We start from the raw sequence: 25,418 nt of genomic DNA on the forward strand, positions 1-25,418 counted from the left end.
ATCTGTTTTATTTTTAAGTACATCTGGTCGAGGTGACTGCTAGCGCATAAAAGTCAGCGCTGATACCACTAAAACCTCACAAACGGTGAGGTTGTTTTTACTTTGAAATGACAACTATTCAGAGGTGACCCGCATCATCTCTTGAATACTGGTGACACCTTGGAGTACCTTTAAAATGCCAGAGCGGCGCAAGTCCCGAAAGCCGTTTTTGAGTGCCGCGTCTTTGATGTCTATAGCGTTACCGTCTTCCATGATAATTCGCGAAATATCTGGACTGACTTTCATCACCTCGTAAATACCCACACGCCCTTTATAACCTTCGCGGCACTCGTTACAGCCGACGGGCTCATAAATCACATTGTCTGTATTGTCCAAGTCAGCATCCTGAAAACCGAGCTCAAGCAGGCTTTGCCGAGGCACATTGATAGGTTTTTTGCAGTTTTTACACAAACGGCGTGCTAAGCGCTGAGCGATGACCAAATTGACTGACGTCGCAATATTAAAGGAAGCCACACCCATATTACGCAGACGCGTCAAGGTCTCAGGTGCCGAGTTAGTGTGCAAGGTAGAAAGTACCATATGGCCTGTCTGCGCAGCTTTAATCGCAATTTCCGCCGTTTCAAGGTCACGAATCTCACCAACCATCACAATATCAGGATCTTGTCGCAGAAAGGACTTGAGCGCATTGGCAAAGGTCAACCCCACTTTAGGATTGACGTTGACCTGATTGATGCCTTCTAGATTAATCTCAACTGGGTCTTCGGCGGTTGAGATATTGGTTGCCCCCGTATTTAAAATATTGATACCTGTATAAAGAGAGACGGTCTTACCCGAGCCGGTAGGGCCCGTGATGAGGAGCATGCCTTGCGGTTTATGCAGTGCTTCTAAAAACATCTCTTTTTGGTCAGGCTCATACCCCAATGCTTCAATACCGAGCATGGCTGATGAGGGATCCAAAATACGCAGAACAATTTTTTCACCAAACAAGGTCGGCAAAGAGTTGACCCGAAAATCAACGGCTTTATTTTTAGACAGTTTTAGTTTGATACGTCCATCTTGCGGCACGCGGCGCTCCGAGATGTCCATTTGTGACATCACCTTTAGACGTGCGGCGATTTTTCCCGCCAACTGTACGGGCGGGTTGGCCATTTTTTGCATCACGCCATCGACACGAAAGCGCACGCGATAGGTTTTTTCATACGGCTCAAAATGTAAGTCTGATGCCCCCATACGGATGGCATCTACCAGCATTTTATTGACGAACTTTACCACTGGTGCTTCATCGACACTATCGGTGAGTTTGGTTTCACCTTCGTCTTCTTCACCCTCTTCAAACCCAACGTTTAAATCGCTATCAGAGAAGCTGTCAAAGTTTTGCATGGTATCAGCGTAAATACTTTCAATACGCCTTTTTAGCTTGTCTTCTTCGACGACAATGGTTTCTATAGACAGGCGAGAATTAAAAGCAATGGCATCGATGGCATCGATACGGGTCGGATCACTTAACGCGACAAATAAACGCTGCCCGCGCTTAAACAGTGGCAGGGCATTAAACTTACGAACAATTTTTTCATCCACTAAGTCTTTTGGGATGACATCGAGGTTTAAGGCGTCCAGGTCGAATAAAGGGTCGCCAAAGGCCTGTGATAGCATTTGGGCAAGTTGAGAAGCATCAGCCAGTTTATGGTCTACTAGGTACGGCACTAGCCCTATTTGCTGCTGCGCAGACTCAGTTTGTGCCGTTTTCATGTCGGCTTCGCTAACGACACCTTCGCTGATGAGCTGCTGCGCTAAACCACCATATTTACCAGTTGTGATAGACATTACGACCTCTCCTTGATACCAAGTACCTTGCACTGTTGCTTGAAATTTACATACTATCTATATCGAGCTTCTATCTAATAGACTGCTTATTCACATCGTAAGATAGAACTTTATTTTACTTTAGTTTAAAGGCTTTTAGTTAGACTATTAAACGGTTCATCCGCAAAGAATCACCGCTGAGTCAAATATCAGTCGACTCTAGCTGTTGGCGTCTGTTTTGTTTCTGGAGCACCATACTATAGCACTTGTAAATTATTTGTTATACTGGCGCGCATATTAGCCGAATTGGCATGAATACATGAAACAGGGTAGATGAGTATGCAAGCTTGGGTAATTGGCAATTGGAAACAGAATCCAGCAACAAGCCACGACGTCAACGTGTTGTTGGATGACCTATTGACTGCGATCAATGCTGAAGAGCAAGCGGATACAGAACGTCCCAACAGTCGCTGCCAGTTAATGGTGGCACCAAGCCATATCCATTTGGCGGCTGTCAGTACGCGTCTAAAGAATAGTTCAGTACTGTGTGCGGCGCAAGATATCAGTAGCCATAGTGCGAGTACTGGCGCGTATACAGGGGATTGTTCAGCGCAGCAAGTGGCAGATGCCGGTGCAACTTGGACGATAGTTGGTCACTCTGAGCGCCGCCAGTATCACAAAGAGTCTCATGATAGCCTAGTGCAGAAGCTATCTCATGCTCTTGCCCAAAATTTGGGGGTGGTACTTTGTATTGGCGAGACGCAAACGCAGTACGATGATCAGCAAACCCTTGAAGTTATCGATGCTCAGTTAGCGGTCATTAAGGATTTACTGATTCAGCAGCCAGAACTTATTTCATCATTGTCTGAGCGCTTTATCATCGCTTATGAGCCGGTATGGGCAATCGGTACTGGCAAAGTGCCTACCGTGGCAGAGGTCAGCAAAACCCATCAGCATATTAAGCAAAAGGTGGCAGGCCTTGCTGATACAGCAGAGGCGATTACCGTATTATATGGCGGTAGTGTCAATGCCGATAATGCAGAGAGCTTTGCGGCAGATGCGATGATTGATGGGGCATTGGTTGGTGGGGCTTCATTGAAGGCGGAGAGTTTTTTGGCGATCGCTAATGCCTTTAATCGTGTGAACGCTTAGTGTGACTATCAGTGTCTTTATCAGTTGGCAAAAGTAGGTTTAACAGTGCCCTTGTAATCATGTACAATGCGCCTTATTTATATAGTCGATTCAGCGTGATGACACGCTGATGACTATCCTTATTAACCTTAAGATTTATTTTCCGTTATCAGTCGTCATTACGCGGCAAAAGAGGCCACCATGTTTACGTTTATATTAGCCCTGCATATTATTGTGGCGATTGCCATGATCGGCTTGATTTTAATACAGCATGGTAAAGGGGCAGACGCTGGAGCTTCTTTTGGTGCTGGCTCATCAGGCACCGTATTTGGTGCCGCAGGGACTGCCAACTTCTTGACGCGTGCGACCGCGGTGCTCACCGTTATATTTTTTATCACCAGTATGACGCTCGCGGTTCACGCTCGTAAGCAAGCCGAAGATCAGTTCCGTTTAGATGCACCCGTTTCGGCCCCCCAAACCCCGCGTCCATTGACACAGAATCCTCAGTAACGGTCTTTTAAGCAGGCAGTGCTTGCTATTTTGCTAGGTTAGATTTACAATGCTTTCCTGTTTTCGCAAGTCCTGATCTATAGATGCCTACCTTAAGCGTCATTTACCGTAGATTAGCGACTAGATCACAGAGTAGTAAAATGCGATTGTGGTGGAATTGGTAGACACGCCATCTTGAGGGGGTGGTAGCGCAAGCTGTGGGGGTTCAAGTCCCCCCAATCGCACCAAGTTTTATAGACGTAGCATAGCGTCAGGTTGGATTTTTTAGCAGAGATACTTGTTTTATAATTTATTTAAAAAAAGTATTGACACTTCTACAAAACCTCCCTATAATATGCGTTCTAGATTGATGCGGGGTGGAGCAGTCTGGTAGCTCGTCGGGCTCATAACCCGAAGGTCGTTGGTTCAAATCCAGCCCCCGCTACCACTTTTTATACTGATGTTTTGTATACTAAATTTGTCAGTAACGATTAGCCCACCATTATGTTTGTGGGTTTTTTTGTATCTGATGGTCAGTGTTATCGCGGTATCTATCCTACTTGTGCTAAGCTCTAGGTCTATAGAGTACAATACTCTTCCGTCACTTGCCGCTACTAACGCGATTTTTCTTAAGCGTCACTATCTGTTATTCCTTACTCTTTTATCGATAGTACTGCTTTATGAATAATAAAAGCATTGTCTGGCTGAGCTTGATGTTTTTTAGGCTCATCCCTATATAAATGCACAACACATTATTATGATTTACCATACAATAGTAACCGTAACTCCTAAGAGCAAGTGAATACTAAGGGCAAGAGTAAATAACAGCCAAGTAAAAACTTGAGACGGTTTACCAAGTACGATAGATACTGAATAGGAAAATATAAATAGATTATGAAGCTTTCGACCAAAGTTGCAGAACTGACCAATATTATTGCCCCTGCGGTAGCCGCCTGTGATGTGGCACTCTGGGGCATAGAATTTGCGCCACAAGGCCGTCGCTCTTTGCTACGTATTTATATTGAGGCACTGCCAGAAGAGCAAGCTCAAGATAAGCAAGTTACCATCGAAGACTGTGCTGCGGTAAACCACCAAGTAAGTGGTATCCTCGAAGTTCATGACCCTATCGCTGGTGAGTACATTTTAGAAGTATCTTCACCCGGATTTGATCGTGCTTTTTTCTCAGATGAGCAAATGCACGCTTATGTTGGTCAGACCGTGAGCTTACGTTTGATACAAGCCATTGGTGAAGGCGATCAAAAACGCCGTAAAGCAACTGGCACTTTAGACAGTATCGATGCCACGTCTTTGAAACTGACGTCAAGTGATGGTGAGCAGTTTGAGATTGCATTGAGTAATATTGATAAAGCCAATCTGGTTTATTCAGAGGTTTAGTCTATTAGGATGCATACGCTCCCAATAGCGGATAATGAAAATATAATAGCAACACACAAATGATAAAATTTAAGTCAATTAAAAAATGATAGGACAGGTATAGCATGAGTCGTGAAATCTTAACGGTAGTAGAAACTGTCAGTAATGAAAAGGGCTTAAATCCTGAAGATATCTTTGAAGCCATAGAAGACGCTTTGGTGGTATCGACTAAGAAAAAAGTATATACCGAACAGCCAGAAGTGGCCGTGCGGGTTGCCATCGACCGTGCAACTGGCGATTATGATACTTATCGTTATTGGACAGTGGTTGCTGATGAAGATCACGAAATGCCTGCTTGTCAGCTCGCCATTACCGACCTTGATCAAGATGAATGGTCAATCGGTGATGTCAAAGAAGAGCAGATTGAATCCATTGAGTTTGGACGTATTGCCGCGACGCAAGCCAAACAGGTCATTATCCAAAAAATTCGTGAGGCTGAGCGTGCACTAGTAGCCGATGCTTTTGAGCCACGTGTTGGTGAGATGATGTATGGCGAAGTCAAAAAACAGACACGCGATGGTTATATCATCGATTTAGGTGACAATGCCGAAGGGTATTTATCACGTGATCAAATGTTGCCACGTGAGCAACTACGTGCCAAGTCTCGTATCAATGCCATCTTATATCATGTGAACCGTGAAAACCGCGGTGCCCAATTATTGCTGTCTCGTACGCATCCTGAAATGCTATCAGCATTGATGCAAAAAGAGGTGCCTGAGATTGCAGAGCAAATCATTGAGATTCGTAATGTCGCTCGCTTGCCGGGTACTCGTGCTAAAATAGCAGTGAAAACCAATGATCATCGTATTGATCCAGTGGGCGCTTGTATTGGTATGCGTGGTACGCGTATCCAAGCGGTACAGCAAGAGCTTGATGGTGAGCGTATTGATGTGGTGGTTTGGTCGGATGATCCCGCCCAGTTCATCATTAGCGCTTTAGAACCAGCGGACGTCAGCAGCATTATTTTAGATGAAGATGCCCAAACGGCTGATATCATCTTTAGCACCAATGATCAGTTGGCGCGTGCGATTGGCTCACAAGGCCAGAATGTACGTTTGGCTTCTGAGCTTACGGGCTATAAGCTAAATATGATGTTAGAAGAAGAGTATCAGCAACGTCAAGAAAATGAATCTAAAGCCTTCATTGAATTATTCTATGAACGTTTAGAAGTAGATAAAGACTTAGCTCAAGCGCTTGTCGATATTGGCTTTACCAGTATTGAAGAAGTGGCTTACGTACCCGTTGAAACCTTTTATGATATCGAAGGCCTAGACGACGAAGCGATCGAGATGATTCAAGAGCGTGCTAAAGAAGTGGTCATCGCTGATGAGCTGGTCAAACAACAGAACATGAAAGAGCCAAGTCAAGAGCTGCAAGAGCTCGAAGGTATGACGGTAAGCTGGGCCTATAAAATGGCACAAAAAGATATTATTACCGTTGATGACTTGGCAGAACAAGCCGTCTTCGATCTAGAAGATATCGAAGGATTAGACTCCGAAACCGCAGGAAAACTCATCATGAAAGCTCGGGAATCTTGGTTCAATGAATAAGCGGTAACTGCATATCGCTGTCTTTTAGTGATATGCTATCGAGAATAAAGCGCTGGTATGCAAGCAGTACAGATGCCAGCCTTACCCCAATCATTTGTGGCCAACAACTGAATTGAACATATAGCAAATAATAGACAGTAGGTGATAATAAATGGCAGATAAGACCGTCAAAGAACTGGCAGATATGGTAGGCAAAACTCCAAGTGCTGTAAAACAGCAACTGGTAGATGCTGGACTGCCTGCTCGCGCAGAGGATGACCTAGTCACCGAGCTTGAGCAAGAGAAGTTGGTGACGTATTTAAAGCAAAGTCATGGTCAGCAAGAAAAGCGTCGTATTAGTCTTAAATCTAAGACGACTAGCACCGCGCGCGTGACCGGCTCTTCAGGTAAATCTAAGAGCGTCAATGTGGAAGTGCGTAAAAAGAAAGTGTTTGAAAAGCCTGATCCAGAAAAAATGGCTGAAGAATTGGCTGCGCGTGAGCAAGCGATGATTGAGTCGCAAGAACGTGCTGCTAAAGACGCAGAAGAGCGTGCGGCGACTAAGAAAAAAGCTGAAGAACGTCAAGCAGCAACCTTAGCAGCAATGCGTGCAAGCTTAGGCTCTAGCAAAAAGTCAGATGATAAGAACGACGATATCTCGACTTCAGTGGTTGTGAAAAAAGGTGGTAAAGCCAAGGTTGAAGTGAAGCCAAAAGACCAACCCAAGAAAAAAGTCGCTGCGACAAAACCAAAAGTTGAGACGGCAGCAGAGCGTAAAGCTCGCGAAGCGCGTGAGAAAGAAGAAGCCCGTCTACGTGAAATTGAAACAGAAACACGTCGTACCCAAGCTGAAGAAGCACAAAAACGTACGCTTGAGCAAATGCGTAAAATGGCGGGTCAATATACTGACCGTGAGCCTGTTGCTGAAGTTCGTAAAGACGAGCCGTTGGCAGAAGGTCTGGTCGGTGATGCGTTAGAAGAGTCTTTTGAAAAAGAACGTCGTGAAATCAAACGCGGTGCGAGCAGTACTGGTACTCGTGGTCGTCGCCGTAAGAATCAAGATGAGCGTGAGATCAAAAACCGTAAAAACGGTTTGCGCTCAACGCAAGCATCACAGCATAAGTTCGAAAAACCTGTCGAAAAAATCGTTTATGATGTTGAGATTAGCGAGCACATTACAGTCGCGGATCTTGCTCAGCGTATGGCGGTTAAAGCGCGTGAAGTGACCAAATTGCTTATGAAAATGGGCGAGATCGCACGTGAGTCAGATACGATCGATCAAGCGACAGCAAGCTTGCTTGTTGAAGAGATGGGACATAATCCAGTTCCGGTCAGTGATACCAAGGTTGAAGATGATCTGCAGTACGCGGTTGATGAGCGCAGCAGTAACGTGCAAACACGTCCGCCAGTCGTGACTATTATGGGTCACGTTGACCATGGTAAAACCTCATTACTTGATAAAATTCGTGAAACAAAAGTTGCGACAGGTGAAGCAGGTGGTATTACTCAGCATATCGGTGCTTATCATGTGAAAACCGATCGCGGCGTAATTACTTTCCTTGATACCCCAGGTCACGCCGCCTTTAGTGCGATGCGTTCACGTGGTGCACAAGCGACAGATATTGTTGTATTGGTGGTTGCTGCTGATGACGGTATGATGCCGCAAACAGTAGAAGCCATTGATCATGCACGTGCTGCTGGCACACCCATTATCGTTGCGATTAACAAAATGGATAAGCCAGGTGCTGATCCTGACCGTGTTCTTAATGAATTGACCGCAAAAGAAGTCGTCTCAGAAGAGTGGGGCGGTGACACACCAATGGCGCGTATCTCAGCCAAAACGGGTGAAGGTATTGATGACTTATTAGAGTTCATTAGTCTACAAGCTGAACTGATGGAACTAGAAGCGCCATTAGATGGTGCTGCCCAAGGTGTGGTCATCGAGTCAAGATTAGAAAAAGGCCGTGGTCCTGTGGTTAGTGTCCTCGTTAAAAAGGGTACACTAAAGCAAGGCGACTTGGTTCTTGCTGGTGAGCATTACGGTAAAGTTCGTGCGCTGACGGATGAAAATGGTCAACGGGTTAAAACAGCAGGTCCTTCTATCCCTGTAGAGATTTTAGGCTTGCCTGAAACTCCAGCGGCTGGTAGCGAGTTCTTAGTTGTGACCGATGAGAAAAAAGCACGTGAAGTGGCTGACTTTAGAACCAACCGTGAACGTGAGCGTCAACTTGAGCGTCAAAATGCCATGCGTTTAGAGAGCATGTTCGATCAGATGGCCCAAGGCGATGTCTCATTCTTAAATATCGTATTGAAAACAGATGTCCGTGGTTCGCTTGAAGCGTTACTGGCGGCATTGAATGAGCTGTCCACTGACGAAGTTAAAGTGAGAGTGATCAGTTCAGGTGTTGGTCCGATTTCTGAGTCTGACGTCACTCTGGCAGAGTCTAGTGAAGCGGTGTTATTGGGCTTTAACGTTCGTGCCGATGCGACCGCACGCCGTAAAGCAGATGCTGCCAACATGGATATCCGTTATTACAGTGTGATCTATGGTTTGATTGATGATGTGAAATCAGCCATGAGCGGTATGCTGGCTCCGGAACATCGTGAGAAGATTCTTGGCGTTGCCGAAGTTCGTGAAGTATTCCGCTCTAGTAAGTTTGGTGCTGCTGCGGGTTGTATGGTGGTCGAAGGTACTATCTATCGCAACAAACCTATCCGTGTATTGCGTGAAGACCAAGTTATCTTTACAGGTCAATTGCAATCACTACGTCGTTATAAAGAAGACGTTAATGAAGTACGTACGGGTATGGAATGTGGCCTAGCAGTTCGTGGCTATGATGTTGAAGCCGGTGATAAAATCGAAGTCTTTGAAATCCAAGAGTTCGCACGTACGATCTAAAGCGACTGTTCGATATGGGCTATCTCATCATACAAGGTGCTTAATCAGCTTAGTATATGAGATTGTCCTTTAGTATCTAGCTGTACTTAGGCCTAACAGGTACATCCTGCTAGGCCTTTTTTAGCAAATATCAGTACTAAACTGACTAATACACAGAATTTTATATCAAGAAAAATAAGCCCTATCAAATAAAGGTAATAACATGAACCAACGTTTACAACGCTTAGCCGATCAGATTCAGCGTGAGCTTGCTGTTCTTATTCGTGATGAAGTCAATGACCCTCGTCTGACTGGCTTTGTCACTATCTCTAGCGTCAAGGTTAGCCCAGACTTGGGTTATGCCGATGTCTATGTCACCATCATGGAGCCTGAGCTCAACGATGCGATGACCAAGACCAACCACGAAGAGAGTATTAAGGTACTCAACAAAGCAGCAGGATTTTTACGTACTGAGCTAAGCCACAGTCTAAAGACTCGTACGACGCCGCGCTTGCGTTTTCACTATGATGAAGTCACCGCTCGTGGTAATTACATGATGGATCTGATTAATCAGGCAGTCACTAAGACAGAAAAAAATGAGAATGACGAGTAAGCATCCACTATGTCTACATCATCCAAGCAAGCTGATAAAATAAAAGTCTCTGGTGTTATCTTAGTAGATAAGCCCAAAGGTATGACCTCGCAACAAGTAGTGTCAAAGGTGAAGTATCTGTTTAAGTCACCGAACCATGACAGCAAAAAAGCAGGCCACACGGGCACGCTTGATCCAATGGCGACTGGTCTGTTGCCTATCTGTATGGGTGAGGCCACCAAATTTAGCCACTACCAACTAGATGCCGATAAATCTTACCAAGCGACTATTTTGCTCGGCAGTCAGACAGATACGGGGGATGCAGATGGCCAAACCATCGCGCAAGCCTCTGTTCCAAAGTTTGACGAAGCCTTGTTAGATAAAGTGGCACAGCAATTTTTAGGTGCGCAGCAGCAGATACCACCGATGTACTCCGCCTTAAAAAAAGACGGTAAAAAACTGTATGAGTATGCCCGCGCGGGTATTGAGGTAGAGCGTCCGCCAAGAGACATTGTGATCAAAGCGATAGATTTGAAAGCAATCGATGACGAGCAGATTCAATTGACAGTGACTTGCACCAAAGGTACTTACGTGCGCGTACTGGGTGAGGATATCGCTAAAGTAATCGGCACAGTTGGGCATTTGACGGCGTTACGACGTACGCAAGTGGGCAACTTTAAAATTGAGGATGCTATTACGCTAGCAGCGTTAGAAGAAACCGCGTTTGCTCAGCGACAAGAGGGGCTGCTGCCAGTAGATGCTTGCATCGATATTGACGCTGAGTTGACATTAACCAATGAACAATGTGTCCGCGTACATATGGGCCAACGCTTAAATGTCTTTGAACAGCTAACAGGTCATCTCACAGATTACGTGTTAAAAAGTATTGCTAGCCCGACACTTAGTGAGCAAGATGAAATCGCTCATCCAAGTATGGAGGCTGCTACGGATGTGGATGATAACCTTGATGCTAAAAGCAGAACAGACAAAACGCCATTATTAGCGCACGAAATCCCTGTAGATATACGCTTGCTGGATGAGGATGGGCAATTTCTTGGTCTAGGTGCGGTCAGTCTCAATGGTCGATTACAGCCCAAAAAGCTGATTCAACGTTAGGAGCGCTTGGTTAAACCCTCTGTTTTCCTCTTTTGACAGCTTACTAACAGTTTACACTAATCACATATCGTCACATTTTATTGCAGGTTTCGCCTATGGTGAAACCTGTTTTTTTTGTACATTAATTAAGTCAGCGAGGGAAAGCTGGATAAAAAATAATTATAGTAGGAAATTAAAAAAGAAAAAAAGGAAATGGGTTCAAAGGATGGGATCTGATAATAAAAAAAAGATTGCACAGCTTTACTTTAATTTGCACAACTTTATTTTAAACAATAATTATAACTACACAATAATGAAAATAGTTATCTAATAAAAAATCTAATAAAAAAGTAGCTTATAACCGATTCACCTATAAAAAAGAAGGGATATTATGAAAACGATTGCTTTTTTACTTCACAACCACTTTGAGCAAGCAGAATATGAAGACGTTAATAACCAATTAAAAGACAAAGGTTATAAAACGATTCTTATTACTACTAATAAAGATAAAGAAGTGCAAGCGATGCAGCAGGATGTCAATAAAGGCGATACTTTTACTGCTGATATTTTTGCAAAAGACGCAAAGGTTAATGAGTATGATGCGTTAGTGCTGCCAGGTGGGACGGTTAATGCAGATACTCTACGTGGTAACGAAGAGGCTCACGGTATTATCAATGGTATCAATGATTCAGGCAAATTGTTGGCTGCCATCTGTCATGCGCCTTGGGCACTTATTAATACAGGAATTGCCAAGGGCAAAACATTGACTGCCTATCACTCGCTACAAACTGACTTGGAAAATGCTGGGACAAAATTTGTGGATAAAACCGTACAAGTAGAGGGTAATTTGATTACCTCACGTAATCCAGACGATATTAAAAACTTCGTTGAAGCGATTGATAAAGCACTTTCTTAAACGCTTTGACGGCTTTACAGCATGAAATTACCTCATACATTCACTTAAAATGTTTATAGTTAACAATAAGGACACTACCATGGCTAATTCAAATCCAAATGACACCAAACTAGAACAACAACGTGCGGAGTCTGCTACGGCTTCACTTAAGAGTCAAACAGAAGACAACCATACAGAAGATACTAACGCAGCAGCAGACCGCATCGCTGACAATTTAAAAAATGCAAAAGAAGACAAATAGCATCTTAAACAAGACAGTCGCCTGTTACACAAGCTAGCTGGCTTTAAGCTTAGAAGTGTAGAGATTCAGCAAGTGTGTATTTTGACGCTTTCCAAAAACTAGTCTCAATATTAAAAAATAAAAGAAATCGCTTAATAATAACGATCTAGGAGTCATTATGAGTAACGTATCTAACAATAAAGACGAACAAGAAAAAGAGATTCAACAGCTCGCAGAAGATATTAACCCTCGTGAAGATCGGACTCCTGATAGTTTGGCTGAGGCCACTACTGCGCCGCTTGAAGATAAAGAGTTGGGTGGTAACGCTACAGAAGATGATGCCAACAAATAATTAAGCAAAAAATATCTGTCTCTGATGCTTTTTTAACAGTTAAATATAATCTTTCAAGTATGATGAAAAACTGCTGCTAGTTCAGCAGTTTTTTGCTATAATTGCTGCCACATTTAAATTAGATTTTAGGTCCTAAGTTATATCTAACCCACCCTCTTAGTGAGAGGCTGGCGTTAATAGTTATACTGTATTGATCTAAAGATTTAAGTGGCGTTATTTTTAACCAAACTTGTCGTACACTAGGTCAACTCTAGTAATGCAGGGTTGTCCTGAATGGCGTGCAAGTTATTTTATTTACTATTCTATTGCTTTAAAAATGACTCAATGAAAGTCTGCCTTAAAGTTTTTAGCATTGCCGGAGATATTTATGCTAACTAATACCGATCGTGAACAAATCATTGCTCAATACCAGCGCGGCGAAAACGACACTGGCTCACCAGAAGTGCAAGTAGCGTTATTAAGTGCTCGTATCAATGATCTACAGAACCATTTTAAAGCGCACAAAGCTGATCACCATAGCCGTCGCGGTCTAATCCGTATGGTTAATACCCGTCGTAAACTACTTGATTACCTAAAAGGCAAAGACCTTGGTCGCTATACCACCCTTATTAGCCAGTTAGGTCTACGTCGTTAATATAGCGACAAGGGGACGAGTGGTTTCTAAAGCTAAAGCTGCCGTTATGTGGCACCGTTTCAGTTTTTTTGCGACACCGCTTAGGACTTGCTTGCTGATATTGGTACAATAGATTGCTTCTAAAAACGGTGTGGAATAGTTTCACGCCGTTTTTTTTATGCTTGTCAATATTGGATGGTAAACCCCATAGACTGAGATACTGGATCTATTTGCTAGATGATAGTTAGTTGGCCAGATAGCGAGAAAGTTAACGCTTTTTTACTTCAATACGTCTGAGTAACGTCTATTAGTTGGGCTATTTTGCAATTAATTGGTCAACGCCTATAAATCACTGTAAAATAATATCTTGTAATTTTACAGCGTGGCTACCGTTTATACAGCGGCTATCCGGCTATAATGACTCACTACAGATTAACAATGACAAATCTAAGAAATTTAGCGGTTAAAAAGCCCCATAGAGGGGTGGGTTTGCCACGAAGTCATTTTTGACAGTATTTATAATAAAACCGACACTGAACGACCAAATATATAGAATAGTATGATGTCTATCACAGATAGAGATAACTGAGTAACGGTATTGATCCTAATTGATGCGTTTCTAACAGGAAGGGCTATCAATGAGCGGTTATATACAAAGAATTTTAATGACAGATGTCCGCTTTTTATAACGCGGCCATCACTTTTGTCAGCCAACATTAGGAATATTATATGACAATGTTTAACACCATTAAGCGTGAATTCCAGTACGGTAACCAACAGGTTGTTATCGAAACAGGACGCGTTGCACGTCAAGCAAACTCTATTTTAGTACACATGGGCGGCGTCACTGTACTAGTCGCTGCTGTTGTAAAATCAGAAGCCAAAGAAGGCCAAAACTTCTTTCCTCTAACTGTAAACTATCAAGAAAAAATGTATGCAGCGGGTAAAATCCCAGGTGCGTATGGTAAACGTGAAGGCCGTGCTAGCGAGTTTGAAACCTTAACTTCACGCTTGATTGATCGTCCAATTCGTCCACTATTCCCAGAAGGTTATGTGAACGAAATTCAAATCACAGCGACCGTGGTGTCATCTGACAAGAGTCAGTCTGCAGACATCGCCGCAATGATTGGTGCTTCAGCGGCTTTGGCTATTTCTGATGCGCCTTTTAATGGTCCTATTGCGGGTGCCCGTGTTGGTTTCATTAACGGTGAATACGTCCTTAACCCAACGCTTGAGCAGCTTGAAAGTAGTGATTTGGATCTAGTCGTTGCTGGTACTAAGTCTGCGGTATTGATGGTTGAATCAGAAGCCAAAGAGTTGTCAGAAGACCAGATGTTAGGTGCTGTATTGTACGGTCATCAGCAGCAGCAAATCGTCATTGATAACATTGCGTCAATGGCAGAAGAAGTTGGTACGGCTAAGCAGCAATTTACGGCCCCTGAGCGTGATAAAGCTTTAGAGGCCAGTATGAAAGAGCAGTTCGGCGCGCAAGTGGCTGACGCTTATACCACGACCAATAAGCAAGAGCGCTATACCAAACTTGATGAGATTAAGCAATCGATTATCGATACGATGGCTGGTGATGCTGAATCAGAAAACTATGCTGATACTGTCTCTGAGCTAAAAGAAATCTATAACGATCTTAAATATCGTACGGTTCGTGACAATATCTTGTCAGGTAAACCACGTATCGATGGACGTGATCTTGAAACCGTTCGTGCCCTTGATGTACAAGTCGGTGTCCTGCCTTATACCCATGGTTCAGCGTTGTTTACTCGCGGTGAGACGCAAGCCTTGGTTACGACCACGCTTGGTAACAGCCGTGATGTCAACATGATTGACTCACTCAGTGGTACGATTCGTGATCATTTCATGCTGCATTACAACTTCCCGCATTTCTCTGTTGGTGAAACAGGCCGTGAAGGTATTCCAAAACGTCGTGAAATCGGTCATGGTCGCCTAGCGCGCCGCGGCGTAGAAGCCATGCTACCAGATAGCGAACGCTTCCCATATGTAATTCGTGTGGTATCAGAGATTACGGAATCAAACGGTTCATCTTCTATGGCGTCTGTTTGCGGTGCCAGTTTGGCATTGATGGATGCTGGTGTCCCATTAAAAGCCCCTGTGGCTGGTATCGCCATGGGTCTGGTTAAAGAAGGCGAGCGTTTCGCTGTCTTGTCAGACATCTTAGGTGATGAAGATCATCTTGGTGATATGGACTTTAAAGTGGCGGGTTCTAAAGACGGTATCACTGCCCTACAGATGGATATCAAGATTGAAGGCATCACGCCTGACATTATGGAGCAAGCGCTTAAGCAAGCCCACGCAGGTCGTATCCACATCTTAGACGCCATGAACAAAGTATTGCCAGCAAGCCGTACTGAAATCAACGCGCATGCCCCTAACTATGCCGTTATCGAAATCAACCCAGATAAGATTCGTGATGTGATCGGTAAAGGCGGCGCGATGATTCGTCAGCTAACCGAAGAGACAGGCGCGGTCATCGATATCGATGATGGTGGCACGATTCGCATCTTTGGTGAAAACAAAGCAGCGACTAAAGCGGCTATCGGCAAAATCGAAGCATTGACTGCTGAAGTTGAAGTCGGCAAGACCTATGAAGGTACGGTTGCTCGTATCGTAGACTTCGGTGCTTTTGTTAATGTTTTACCGAACACTGATGGCTTGGTACATATCTCACAAATCGCAGAAGAGCGCGTAGAAAATGTATCAGACTATTTAAAAGAAGGTCAAATCGTTAAAGTCTTTGTTCAAGACGTCGACAACCGTGGTCGTATTAAGCTCACGATGAAAGGTATCGAGCAAAACTAATTTTGAAAATTGGTTAAGTCTAGGTATTTAAAAACCGCTTTGAGAGACTCGTGATGAGCGCTCAAAGCGGTTTTTTTATGGGTGTTAATTTTATTGTCCTTTGAGGGCAGGGTCTTTAAAGCTCAACGCTTAGGATTGTCAGTAATAAACTTAACCAGCAATTCGGCTAATTTTTCGCCTTGATCTTCTTGAAGAAAATGACCACCGTTGGCAACAGTAGTATGCTCTTGACCTTCGGCACCTGGTATCAGTTTTTGCATGATTCGTGCGCCGCCAGCCGTGATGGGGTCGGAGTCGCTAAACAGCGTGATAAAAGGTTTGCTCCACTTGCCAAGCTCACCCCAAGCGGCTTGGTTTTTTGCTGAGGCAGGATCATCGGGGGTGGTCGGTACCAGTATCGGGAACTGCCTTGCCCCTTCTTTGTACGACTCATCAGGGAATGGGGCGTTGTAAGCGTCAATAACTGCCTGCGATAGCTCGGTTGTGGTGCCACTATTAATGATTTTGCCGACATGAAATTGCGGCGTCTCTTGTGAGAACTGCTGCCACTGGCGAAAGCTGTCGCCTGGGTCGTATTCACCTGTAGGGAGCATGGTATTACCCGCTGCCACCCGAGCAAATCGGTCTGGGTTTTCGGCCACTAGTCGTAAACCAATCAGACCACCCCAATCTTGACAAAAGAGCGTGATATTTTTTAAATCTAACTGATCAAGTACGGACTGCATCCAGTCGACATGGCGCTGATAGGTATAGTCGTGACGATCAGCAGGCTTATCTGAGCGCCCAAAGCCGGGGAGGTCTGGCGCAATTACGCGGTGACCGGCTGCTGTCAGTACCGGTATCATCTTACGATAAAGATAACACCATGAAGGCTCGCCATGCAGCAACAACACAGGATCGGCATCTTTTGGACCTTCATCGAGATAATGTACACGCAGTTCTCCACCCTCGCTGTCATCGACCATCAAATAATGGGGTGCAAAGTTGTAATCGGGCAGGTTTGCAAAACATGAATCGGGGGTTCTAAGCGTTTTCATAGGGTATCCTTATCCTGATGATGACTTATCCTGATGATGAATAGTAATCGTGCATTTTCAAACAAAAAACAACAATTAGCATAGCATTGAAGCCATTATCGATGACACAATTTTTTGGGGCTTCAAGGTCGTGTTGTGCCTTAGAAAAAAAGCGATGTGACGTTAAAACTCAATACATTTGGGTACATACACATCGATAGACAACTTAGGTAACACTGGCAGATGCTGAATCAATAAGGGCAAAGTATCTGTGTGCCAGTCCAAAGGAGTTAGGTTTGTGATGTTAGGGACGTCTGAGGTGTGGTCGCGCGTATTATTAAAAACAAGTGGGCGTGCAAATAGAGCCGCTCTACGAATACCTTGATAGCGAATGAGAGGAAAAAGTTGTTGTTGTAAGTCAAGTAACGCGGCAGTAAGCCAACGCGCGCGTGCGGGATGGTACGGGTGATCAGATATCACAAGATTGGCAATGTGACTGGGTTGGTTACCATTACTGCTGACCCCCAGTCCAGCTTGCTCACGTGAGCGTTTGTGCAGCATACAACTGCCGACGTTTAGACTCCCATCACGGCACGCGCGATAGTAGCGTTGGTAATTATCGGGAAATAAGGTCTTAGCTCGTGTAAGGACAGGATCTAAAAAAACGCCTGCGGTGTTGACTGGGAGGATAAGTAGTTGCGCGTTGCTATTTAAAATAGGGGCGTGTGTTAATTGTAGCGTTGCCATCACCTGCCCCTTTCTAAACGTTATGGGTTTATTCTACCGCAGTCTGATCGGTATTATCCGCTTCTAATTTTGCAATTTGTTGTTCAAGTAGCGCAATTTGCTCGGCTTTCATAGCAGTCAATTGTTTATTCATCGCTAATTGTTCAGCAGCCAGCTTTTCTTGTTCTGCCAAGCGTCGTTGTTCATCTTCTAAGCGATCAATCTCTTCTTTGGCGAGACTGTCTGTTTCTGGCAGTGGCGCGTTTAAGATAGCGTCGGCGTCAAGTACTTGACGGCTAGTGTTGGGATCAAGTGTTTGACTACTTGAAGTGGTAGAAAGCGCCGCACTTTTATTTAACGTCGTATCGTTTGTTTCATTGTCTAATGGCGTAGCAGACGGCGCTGCTTTGGTTTGTTCGGTTTTTGATGATGAGTTTTTGATAGGAAGGGTGTCAGTCGCAGGTGTGGTGCTTTTCCAAGCAAAGTAACCGATCACTAGCGCGACCAATACCGCAAGCAGCCACCATTTTTGGCGGAGTTTGGCAGTATTTTTTTCTGATGACTTGGTGGAGCGGGGACGCATTTTTTTACGATTCATACGATGGTCGATTTGGGTCAAAAATGTAAGTAGATATACTATAGCAAACTCAAAATAAAAAACCTATCTATTGCTAGATAGGCATAAGTTACCTTGAGGGTCACAGTGTTTAATGAGGTTGAACACGTTAACGGTGGTTTTTTAAGCCTTAAACTTCACTGTACCGCTGGTGCCAGTAGTCATTGCATCACGAGTCAGCTGATCCTCAAGATGGTTTTTGGCACTGATGGTATCAGGGTCGGGACGATGCTCTGTATGACCACATTGCGTGCACTCGATATACTCATCAGGCGCAGGCGTCACGATGTTGACTTGCACCACCGCATCCATTGCTTGGCATTTGGGGCAGCGAACACCGGCTAAGAATTGACGCTTGGGGCGAGGTGATTGATAGCGCATTTAACCCTCCTCATGAGAAGCGTGGGCGGCTGCAGTCTCGGTATTATTAGTGTTAGCAAAACCGCTGTGACGCAGCAAGGCATCTATACTGGCACTACGACCACGGAAGTTTTCAAAATTGGTCTTGGCAGGGAAACTACCACCCACTGACAGGATGGTGTCACGGAACGCTTTACCCGTTATTGGATTAAAAATACCGTCTTCTTCAAATTTGCTAAAGGCGTCGGCGGAGAGTAGTTCTGCCCATTTATAGGAGTAATATCCTGCCGCGTAGCCACCTGCAAAGATATGGCTAAAACCATTGGCGAAGCGGTTATAATCCGGTGTCTGCATAACAGCGATATCGCTACGCACTGAAGTTAATGTTGCTAATATACCCTCGTAATCCAGCGCTGGCGTGTGCGCATGAATCAATAAGTCAAACAGCGCAAACTCGATTTGACGCAGCGTTTGCATACCGCTTTGGAAGTTCTTCACGGCCAATAGCGCATCAAGCTTGTCTTTGGGCAAAGCGTCACCGGTTCCGACATGACTGCTGATAAGCGCTATACCTTCTGCATCCCACGCCCAGTTTTCCATAAACTGACTGGGTAACTCGACCGCATCCCACTCCACACCATTGACACCAGCGACATCACCAACGGACACTTGCGTCAGTAAATGATGGAGACCATGACCGAATTCATGGAACAAGGTCAGTACCTCATCGTGAGTTAATAAACTTGGCTTACCATCTAGGGCTGGGGTGAAGTTACCAACCATAAAGCAAACCGGTAGTTGCTGATGGCCTTGTGCCTCATAGCGATAACGCGCCTGAAAGCCATTCATCCAAGCGCCGCCGCGTTTACCACTACGGGCAAATAAATCAAAGTAAAAACCGCCGAGTAAGTGATCGTCTGCATCGAACAACTGGTAAAAACGGACATCGTCATGCCAGCGCGATACAGGTTGGCTATCTGTACCATCGATGCTTTGTGGTTGTGCTTTGATACCGTAGAGACGCTCTACAATCGCAAATAAGCCACTAATGACTTTTGGTAATGGAAAGTAGGGACGAATTTCTTCTTGCGACAAGCTAAACTCTCTTTGCTTTACTTTTTCAGCAAGATAAGCGCTGTCCCATGGCTGCAATTCACTAATACCATAATCGCTGGCATACTTTTGCAATTGGGCCAAATCTTGTTCAGCCGTCGGAGTGGCTTGCGCTGCCAAATCGCGTAAGAAAGTTTCAACTTCTGTCACGCTGTCTGCCATTTTTGTCGATAACGACACCTCTGCATAATTACCAAACCCTAATAGCTGGGCTTTTTGCTCACGCAGTTGCAGAATTTGGCTCATGATATCAGCATTGTTTAGGGACTCGCCCTTGCTGTTGGTGTGTGTGTCAAACTCAGAGGCGCGAGTGACATAAGCACGGTACAACGTCTCACGCAGACTGCGGTCGTCAGCATGGGTCATGACAGCAAGATAGACAGGTATGTTTAAGCTTGCCATATAATAAGGGGTTGGCAACGCATCGATTTCATCTTGTGTCAGTGCACCGCAAGCAAGCGCGCGTGCTTTATACTGTTCGCCTGCATCTGCCAATAAAGCGAGCCCACTTTCAGTCAGACCTGCTAACTGCTTATCATTCAGCGGTAACGCATAGGCTTGCGTGGCATCCAAAACATGATCAGAAAACGCCGCTGACAGCGTGGACAGCTCACTTTGAACCGCCGCAAATGTTTCTTGCTCAGCTTTAGGCAATGCCACACCTGATAGCTCAAAGCTTCTTAGCGCAAGCTCAACCGCTCGCGCACGGGCGGGTGACAGCGAGGCAAAAAATGTCTCATCGTTAATGATCGTTTGATAACGGCTAAATAACGGCTGATGCTGTCCCACACGTGTGCCATAAGCAGATAGCTTCGGTAGCAGTTCATGATGTACATAACGGGTCTCATCGTTGCTCATGACACTATTTAAGTGTGACAAAATACCCCAGCTGCGATCCAATGCCACATTCATATGATCAAAAGTCATCACATCCGCTAATGCTTGTTCGGCACTGATGTCAATCGTATCACTACTTTGGTCTGTTGCTACGCTCATTTTGTCTAAAAACGCATTGGCAGCATTGATCGCGTTGAGGACTTCATTTTGTAAGGTTTTTGGCGTCGCACTGGCAAAATCAACGAGGTGTAAGTCTGGAGAAATAGAGTTCATAAAGGTATCCGATAGTATCGTCATAAGTGAGTAGGTTATTATTGAATAGATAAGGTGTCACAGATAGGTAGTTGAAAATAAAAGAAGCACATCTTGCTGATGACTGTCCCTACTTGTGCGGCGTTTTACATGCACACAAGAGGCGTCGAAAAATCATTCTCAGCAGCACTGTACATTTTAAAGTGAAACGTTTTAGCGTACTGGCTTACCACCCGAACACATAGCGCACAATGATTCTGATCTCTTTTATCTTCGACAGTTTTACGTATTAGGTATATAAAAGATGGGTTCATTTGGCAAGAATGCAACCTGCATCAGGCCAATGTCGGAGCAGAGTGAGCATTGCTGCACAAAAAAGCGCCAAAAAAGCTAGATTGACCTTTTAACAATATAGTTTGTTCTACTTACAAAGCGCTATCATTTGCTTGCAAATTAACCCTACAGCGGCTTAGGTTCAACTGTTAGCATCATTGTAATGGAATACGAAAATAATCCACTGACTCAAATACTAACAGTGTCTGTTTACTAACACTGCCATTAAAAAATAGCGTGATCAAAAAAGCATTGTGAAAAGACAATAACATTATAAAGAGTGTCATTATCACGTGTCATATCAGCGGTCAGATAAAAAAGGAAGGATTAAAAATTATCAATAAATAGAAGGACAGAAACTTATTTCTAAACCTAACAATGATAAGTGGTAGCTAAGCCAAACCATTAACACCTAGAAAAATTATAACGTTAAGAGTAAATGATAATAAAACAAGGAGCACTATATATGAAAGCGACTCTCAAAAGTTTACGTCAGACCAAAGCCAATCCTGCGGTAAGTATCTTTGTTAAGACGCATCGTGAGCATCCTGCCAACGATCAAGATCCAATTGCCCTAAAAAACCAATTAAAAGTAGTCGAAGAACGTTTGACCAACGAATATGATAAACGGACGGCGACTACAATTTTAGACAATATCCATGCTAAGACCAATGAGCTTAATCATAACTATAACCTTGATACCTTAGCGATATTTGCGAGTACTGATGATGTGCAAATCATTCGTATGCCAATTGATACAAAAGAGCGGGTGATCATCTCAAATCGCTTTGCGACTCGTGACTTGGTTCGTGATATGGCAAGTTCGGTGCACTATTACACGGTCGTGTTGACGCGTGATAATGCGCGCTTAATCGAAGCATCCAATGATCGCGTCATTAGAGAGTTCGATAAAGATGATGATATCCAAAACAATATGGAAAACATCCAGTTCCCTATCGAGAACAATGGTCTGTACACAACCGGAGATGGGGGTTCTGATCGCTCATCGAATAATGAAAGCAGTCATTTAAAAGAGTTCTTTAACCAAGTAGATAAAAGTGTCCAAGAGCTGTGGGGCGAGCACAAAATGCCTCTCGTCATCGTCGGTGATGCCAAAAACATTGGCTACTATAAAGAAGTCTGTGACCGTCCAGATAACATCATTGCCACCGTCTCAAATGCGACCAATTTAGACGATGGTAACGCTCAGCATATCGTCGATAGCGTCCAAGAAGCGGTAGAAGGATATCGTACGTCGTTACATCAAGCGGCCATGGGAGAGATTGATAAAGCTCGCGGCGCTAGTATGTTACAGACTGATTTACAAGAAATTTATCGCAGTGCTTTCCAAGGAGCGGGCGAGACGCTCTATGTCCGTCGTGGCTATATGCAACCTGCCACGATCGATGAAAAGGCGCAAACCTTGAGTATGGCAGACGACGCTAGCGCAGAAGGCGTCACCGATGATGCTGTTGGTGAAATCATTGAGCATGTGATTCACAATGGCGGTGAGGCGGTATTTATGCCCCAAGATATCATGGGTGAAGATCAACCGATTGCTCTGGTGACTCGCTACTAATTGGTACTATTTATGAATGATGGTTAATGACGAATTAGCCATTGAGAGAATATAGGTATAATATGAGAGCATTGTTTCGATAAGAATCAATGCTCTTTTTATATCAATGGCCTCTATACTTTTATTTACTTTTGATCATCATTTTGATGAAGTGCTATCAACCCTTATGCTATAAATACTGAGTTTATGACTAATAACATTATGACTAATACCTCCTCTTTTATCCTAACCAGCTACAACATTCATAAAGGCATGTCGCCTATGAATCGTCAGGTGAAACTTCAAGGTATCGCCCAAGCCCTTGATATCATCGGCTCTGATGTGCTGTGTCTGCAAGAAGTGCAAGGTCAAAATCTCAAGCGCAATCTGCAATACAATGAGTACCCTGACCAATCACAACATGAATGGTTTGGTGAGTATCTACAATTGCAAAACAGCTACGGTAAAAACTCAGAGTATGAAAATGGTCATCATGGCAACGCGGTGCTCAGCCGTTTTCCTCTAGACCCAAAGCACAATGTCAATATCACCGTCAATAAACTTGAGCAGCGCGGGGTCTTGCATTGTGAGGTGCAGCCAGTAGGGTGGGATAGGCCTGTAGTCGTGTTGTGTGCGCATTTGAATTTGTTTGAGCGTGATCGTATCAAGCAATATGAAGCCATTGCCAATTATATTCGCAACGAGATTGCCAGAGACCAGCCATTGATCTTGGCTGGGGATTTTAATGATTGGAAAAAGATGTCTTGCGATAAGCTTGCCACCAGCTTGGGTATGACCGAGGCCTTTAAAGAATGTCACGGCAAGCTATCGCCGACATTCCCAGCCAAACTGCCTGTGCTGAGTTTAGATCGTATCTATATACGTAATCTAAAAGTTAAAGACGCGTGGGTACACACGGGTAAGCCATGGTCGACATTATCAGATCACTTGCCCATCAGTGCGGAGCTGGCGCTGGTATGACAGAATTTAAAAAAGTACCAAAATAGCCACTAGATTATCGTGGTGGTTTTATAACAAAGTAACAGATACCTATAAGGATATATAACGATGTCTACTCTTTCTAACAAGCCACTACCAACGAGCCAGTGCGCCGTACTCATACGTGAATTTGGTGAACCTGAGGTGATGAAGTATCAGGAGGGTGTCGATATTCCTGAATTACAGGATGATCAGGTGTTGATAAAAGTCGCCTATGCCGGTATCAACCCCGTCGATTATAAAACCCGCCAGGGCAAGGGCTGGGGCGCAGACAATATTCAAAAAGAAAAATTCGACAAAGGCCAGCCTGCCATTTTAGGGTTTGACGTGGCAGGCGAGGTCGTGAGCAGTAACAGCGAGCAGTTTGCGATTGGCGACAGTGTGGCAGCTTTGACTTTTAATGGGGGTTGTTATGCCGAGTACGTGGCAGTCGATGCCAAGCTTTTGGCAAAAGTTCCAGAGGCTGTCAGCTTGGAGCAGGCGGGTGCGCTGCCTTGTATTGGCCAAACCGCCCTACAATTTGTGGATTTTGCTGATATTAAAGACGATGAGCATGTCGTGATAAATGCGCCAGCAGGCGGGGTCGGCCATTTACTGATTCAGTTGTTAATGGATAAAGTCACTAAAAATAATAATAAAGTCACCGTCATTTGCTCGCCAGAAAAATATGCCAAACTCGATGAGCTAGTAGATAAGTCACAGCTGACAGGCTGGATCGATTATACCAAGGATGGGGATTTTCCTGAGTTGCAAGCTGATGTGCTGCTCGACTTGGTGGGCGGTGAGGCAGGCGTTCGTGCGCTGAGTGTGCTTAAATCTGGTGGGCGCGTGAATGTACTGCCAACCATTTGGGTCGATAAGCTCAAAGAAGCAGGCGCGCAAAAAAGTTTAGACGTGGCGGGTTACAAAGCGCAGCGTAGTGGCCAAGATATGGCGCGTGTTTTACAGCTCGTTGCTGATGGTACGCTGATCTTAAAGATTCAGCAAACGTACCCGTTATTGGACGTGGTGGCGGCTCATCATGAGCTACAAAAAGGTGATGCTTTTGGCAAAATCGTTTTGAAAGTTAGTTAAAGGAGAGTTGCCGGAAGGTGAGACTGATGCGTCCTGCCGCGACGGTTTTAGTCTTAGTAATAGTGTGCTTCCAAAAGGTTTGAGTATCGCCATGCATGACGATCAGCTGACCTGACTCAAGATAGAGCTCGACTTTATCTTGAGTTTTTTTATGCTTAAAGACAAACTTGCGCGTGGCGCCAAGTGATAAAGAGGCGATGATTGGCTGATTTCCCAGCTCTTTTTCGTTATCCGCATGATACCCCATACCGTCCGCACCAGAAGGATAGTAGTTCAGCAGACAAGAGTTAAAATTCGCTGAAATTCCCACTTTTAACAGGGCTTGCTCAACATACCGTTTTACGGTGACTACTGTGTTTGACCATGGTATGGCGCGACGCGCTTGCCCTGAATAACGGTAGCTTGCATCATCTGCCCCCATCCAGACGATTTGGCGAGTCGTCACATGGGTTTTGCCAAATAGTGTGACGATGTCAGCATGCCACGGCAGCTCAGTTAAAAGGGTGTCATACAGCTCATTAGGTTTATCCATAATAATACCTAGATCACTCACCTGACCATCATAAGGCAATAAGTTGTCTGTGGGAGCTGGAGCAAAAAGATCGGTCATGGCTAGGCTTATCTATATTTAACCCCACTCTCAACTTCGA

22 protein-coding genes and 2 tRNA genes are annotated in these 25,418 nt (G+C 44.5%); 17 read left to right on the forward strand and 7 right to left on the reverse strand.

All coding sequences use genetic code 11. From position 1 onward, the window contains the following. Positions 1–114: 114 nt before the first annotated feature. Positions 115–1,824 carry a type IV-A pilus assembly ATPase PilB gene (pilB, locus tag B2P60_RS01740; RefSeq protein WP_286739100.1) on the reverse strand — a complete coding sequence of 570 codons (1,710 nt, stop codon included), beginning with the start codon at positions 1,822–1,824 and terminating at the stop codon, positions 115–117. 318 nt (positions 1,825–2,142) lie between these two features. On the opposite strand from pilB, the gene tpiA reads away from it, so the two are divergent. The 14 genes from tpiA (at position 2,143) to pnp (ending at position 15,884) form a co-directional block, all read left to right on the forward strand. Beyond that, a complete protein-coding gene (gene tpiA / locus B2P60_RS01745) occupies positions 2,143–2,955 on the forward strand; it encodes a triose-phosphate isomerase (RefSeq protein ID WP_286739101.1) in 813 nt (270 codons plus the stop codon). Positions 2,956–3,135: 180 nt separating this feature from the next. After that, positions 3,136–3,444 (forward strand): preprotein translocase subunit SecG, encoded by a 309-nt coding sequence (secG, locus tag B2P60_RS01750; RefSeq protein ID WP_025652589.1) that lies wholly within the window; start codon positions 3,136–3,138, stop codon positions 3,442–3,444. 142 nt (positions 3,445–3,586) lie between these two features. Then, positions 3,587–3,671 (forward strand) — tRNA-Leu (locus B2P60_RS01755). 123 nt (positions 3,672–3,794) lie between these two features. Beyond that, positions 3,795–3,871: transfer RNA gene (locus tag B2P60_RS01760), tRNA-Met, on the forward strand. Positions 3,872–4,317: 446 nt separating this feature from the next. Beyond that, positions 4,318–4,818, forward strand: coding sequence for a ribosome maturation factor RimP (gene rimP, locus B2P60_RS01765; protein ID WP_193005659.1), 501 nt, complete (start codon positions 4,318–4,320; stop codon positions 4,816–4,818). Positions 4,819–4,922: 104 nt separating this feature from the next. Further along, a complete protein-coding gene (gene nusA, locus B2P60_RS01770) occupies positions 4,923–6,407 on the forward strand; it encodes a transcription termination factor NusA (RefSeq protein ID WP_193005658.1) in 1,485 nt (494 codons plus the stop codon). 151 nt (positions 6,408–6,558) lie between these two features. Continuing rightward, positions 6,559–9,285, forward strand: a complete 2,727-nt coding sequence (gene infB / locus B2P60_RS01775; protein ID WP_198334602.1) for a translation initiation factor IF-2 — start codon at positions 6,559–6,561, stop codon at positions 9,283–9,285. A 202-nt stretch (positions 9,286–9,487) separates the two neighbouring features. Then, positions 9,488–9,877, forward strand: coding sequence for a ribosome-binding factor A (locus B2P60_RS01780; RefSeq protein WP_193005656.1), 390 nt, complete (start codon positions 9,488–9,490; stop codon positions 9,875–9,877). A 9-nt stretch (positions 9,878–9,886) separates the two neighbouring features. Further along, positions 9,887–10,972: a tRNA pseudouridine(55) synthase TruB gene (gene truB / locus B2P60_RS01785; RefSeq protein WP_286739107.1), complete on the forward strand. Its 1,086-nt coding sequence runs from the start codon at positions 9,887–9,889 to the stop codon at positions 10,970–10,972. A 370-nt stretch (positions 10,973–11,342) separates the two neighbouring features. Next, positions 11,343–11,867 carry a type 1 glutamine amidotransferase domain-containing protein gene (locus B2P60_RS01790; protein ID WP_286739109.1) on the forward strand — a complete coding sequence of 175 codons (525 nt, stop codon included), beginning with the start codon at positions 11,343–11,345 and terminating at the stop codon, positions 11,865–11,867. Positions 11,868–11,946: 79 nt separating this feature from the next. Continuing rightward, entirely contained in the window at positions 11,947–12,108 is a 162-nt protein-coding gene (locus B2P60_RS01795) for a hypothetical protein (protein WP_286739111.1), read from the forward strand. A 157-nt stretch (positions 12,109–12,265) separates the two neighbouring features. Beyond that, positions 12,266–12,439 (forward strand): hypothetical protein, encoded by a 174-nt coding sequence (locus B2P60_RS01800; RefSeq protein WP_286739112.1) that lies wholly within the window; start codon positions 12,266–12,268, stop codon positions 12,437–12,439. A gap of 367 nt (positions 12,440–12,806) precedes the next feature. Continuing rightward, positions 12,807–13,073: a 30S ribosomal protein S15 gene (rpsO, locus tag B2P60_RS01805; RefSeq protein WP_045443035.1), complete on the forward strand. Its 267-nt coding sequence runs from the start codon at positions 12,807–12,809 to the stop codon at positions 13,071–13,073. 708 nt (positions 13,074–13,781) lie between these two features. Continuing rightward, a complete protein-coding gene (gene pnp / locus B2P60_RS01810) occupies positions 13,782–15,884 on the forward strand; it encodes a polyribonucleotide nucleotidyltransferase (RefSeq protein WP_198334597.1) in 2,103 nt (700 codons plus the stop codon). A 122-nt stretch (positions 15,885–16,006) separates the two neighbouring features. Here the strand turns inward: pnp and B2P60_RS01815 are convergent, their stop codons facing one another. The 5 genes from B2P60_RS01815 to B2P60_RS01835 form a co-directional block, all read right to left on the reverse strand. Then, positions 16,007–16,921: a haloalkane dehalogenase gene (locus B2P60_RS01815; RefSeq protein ID WP_286739116.1), complete on the reverse strand. Its 915-nt coding sequence runs from the start codon at positions 16,919–16,921 to the stop codon at positions 16,007–16,009. Positions 16,922–17,083: 162 nt separating this feature from the next. Further along, entirely contained in the window at positions 17,084–17,647 is a 564-nt protein-coding gene (locus B2P60_RS01820; protein ID WP_286739118.1) for a hypothetical protein, read from the reverse strand. 28 nt (positions 17,648–17,675) lie between these two features. Then, entirely contained in the window at positions 17,676–18,224 is a 549-nt protein-coding gene (locus B2P60_RS01825) for a hypothetical protein (RefSeq protein WP_286739120.1), read from the reverse strand. Positions 18,225–18,365: 141 nt separating this feature from the next. Beyond that, positions 18,366–18,623, reverse strand: coding sequence for a YheV family putative metal-binding protein (locus tag B2P60_RS01830; RefSeq protein WP_286739122.1), 258 nt, complete (start codon positions 18,621–18,623; stop codon positions 18,366–18,368). Next, positions 18,624–20,825, reverse strand: a complete 2,202-nt coding sequence (locus tag B2P60_RS01835; RefSeq protein WP_286739123.1) for a M3 family metallopeptidase — start codon at positions 20,823–20,825, stop codon at positions 18,624–18,626. Positions 20,826–21,603: 778 nt separating this feature from the next. Here B2P60_RS01835 and B2P60_RS01840 point away from each other — a divergent pair. The 3 genes from B2P60_RS01840 to B2P60_RS01850 all read left to right on the forward strand — a co-directional run bounded on the left by B2P60_RS01840 (position 21,604) and on the right by B2P60_RS01850 (position 24,768). Continuing rightward, on the forward strand, positions 21,604–22,716 hold the full coding sequence (locus B2P60_RS01840) for a hypothetical protein (protein WP_198334591.1): 1,113 nt from the start codon (positions 21,604–21,606) through the stop codon (positions 22,714–22,716). 201 nt (positions 22,717–22,917) lie between these two features. Continuing rightward, positions 22,918–23,676 (forward strand): endonuclease/exonuclease/phosphatase family protein, encoded by a 759-nt coding sequence (locus tag B2P60_RS01845; protein ID WP_193005644.1) that lies wholly within the window; start codon positions 22,918–22,920, stop codon positions 23,674–23,676. 87 nt (positions 23,677–23,763) lie between these two features. Next, entirely contained in the window at positions 23,764–24,768 is a 1,005-nt protein-coding gene (locus B2P60_RS01850; RefSeq protein ID WP_286739125.1) for an NADP-dependent oxidoreductase, read from the forward strand. Here B2P60_RS01850 and B2P60_RS01855 read toward each other — a convergent pair. After that, entirely contained in the window at positions 24,761–25,378 is a 618-nt protein-coding gene (locus B2P60_RS01855; protein WP_286739128.1) for an alpha-ketoglutarate-dependent dioxygenase AlkB family protein, read from the reverse strand. The genes B2P60_RS01850 and B2P60_RS01855 overlap by 8 nt on opposite strands. Between the last annotated feature and the right edge of the window lie 40 nt (positions 25,379–25,418).

This window comes from Psychrobacter sp. UBA3068 (assembly GCF_002366815.1).
In the GTDB taxonomy this organism is placed as follows: Bacteria; Pseudomonadota; Gammaproteobacteria; order Pseudomonadales; family Moraxellaceae; genus Psychrobacter; species Psychrobacter namhaensis.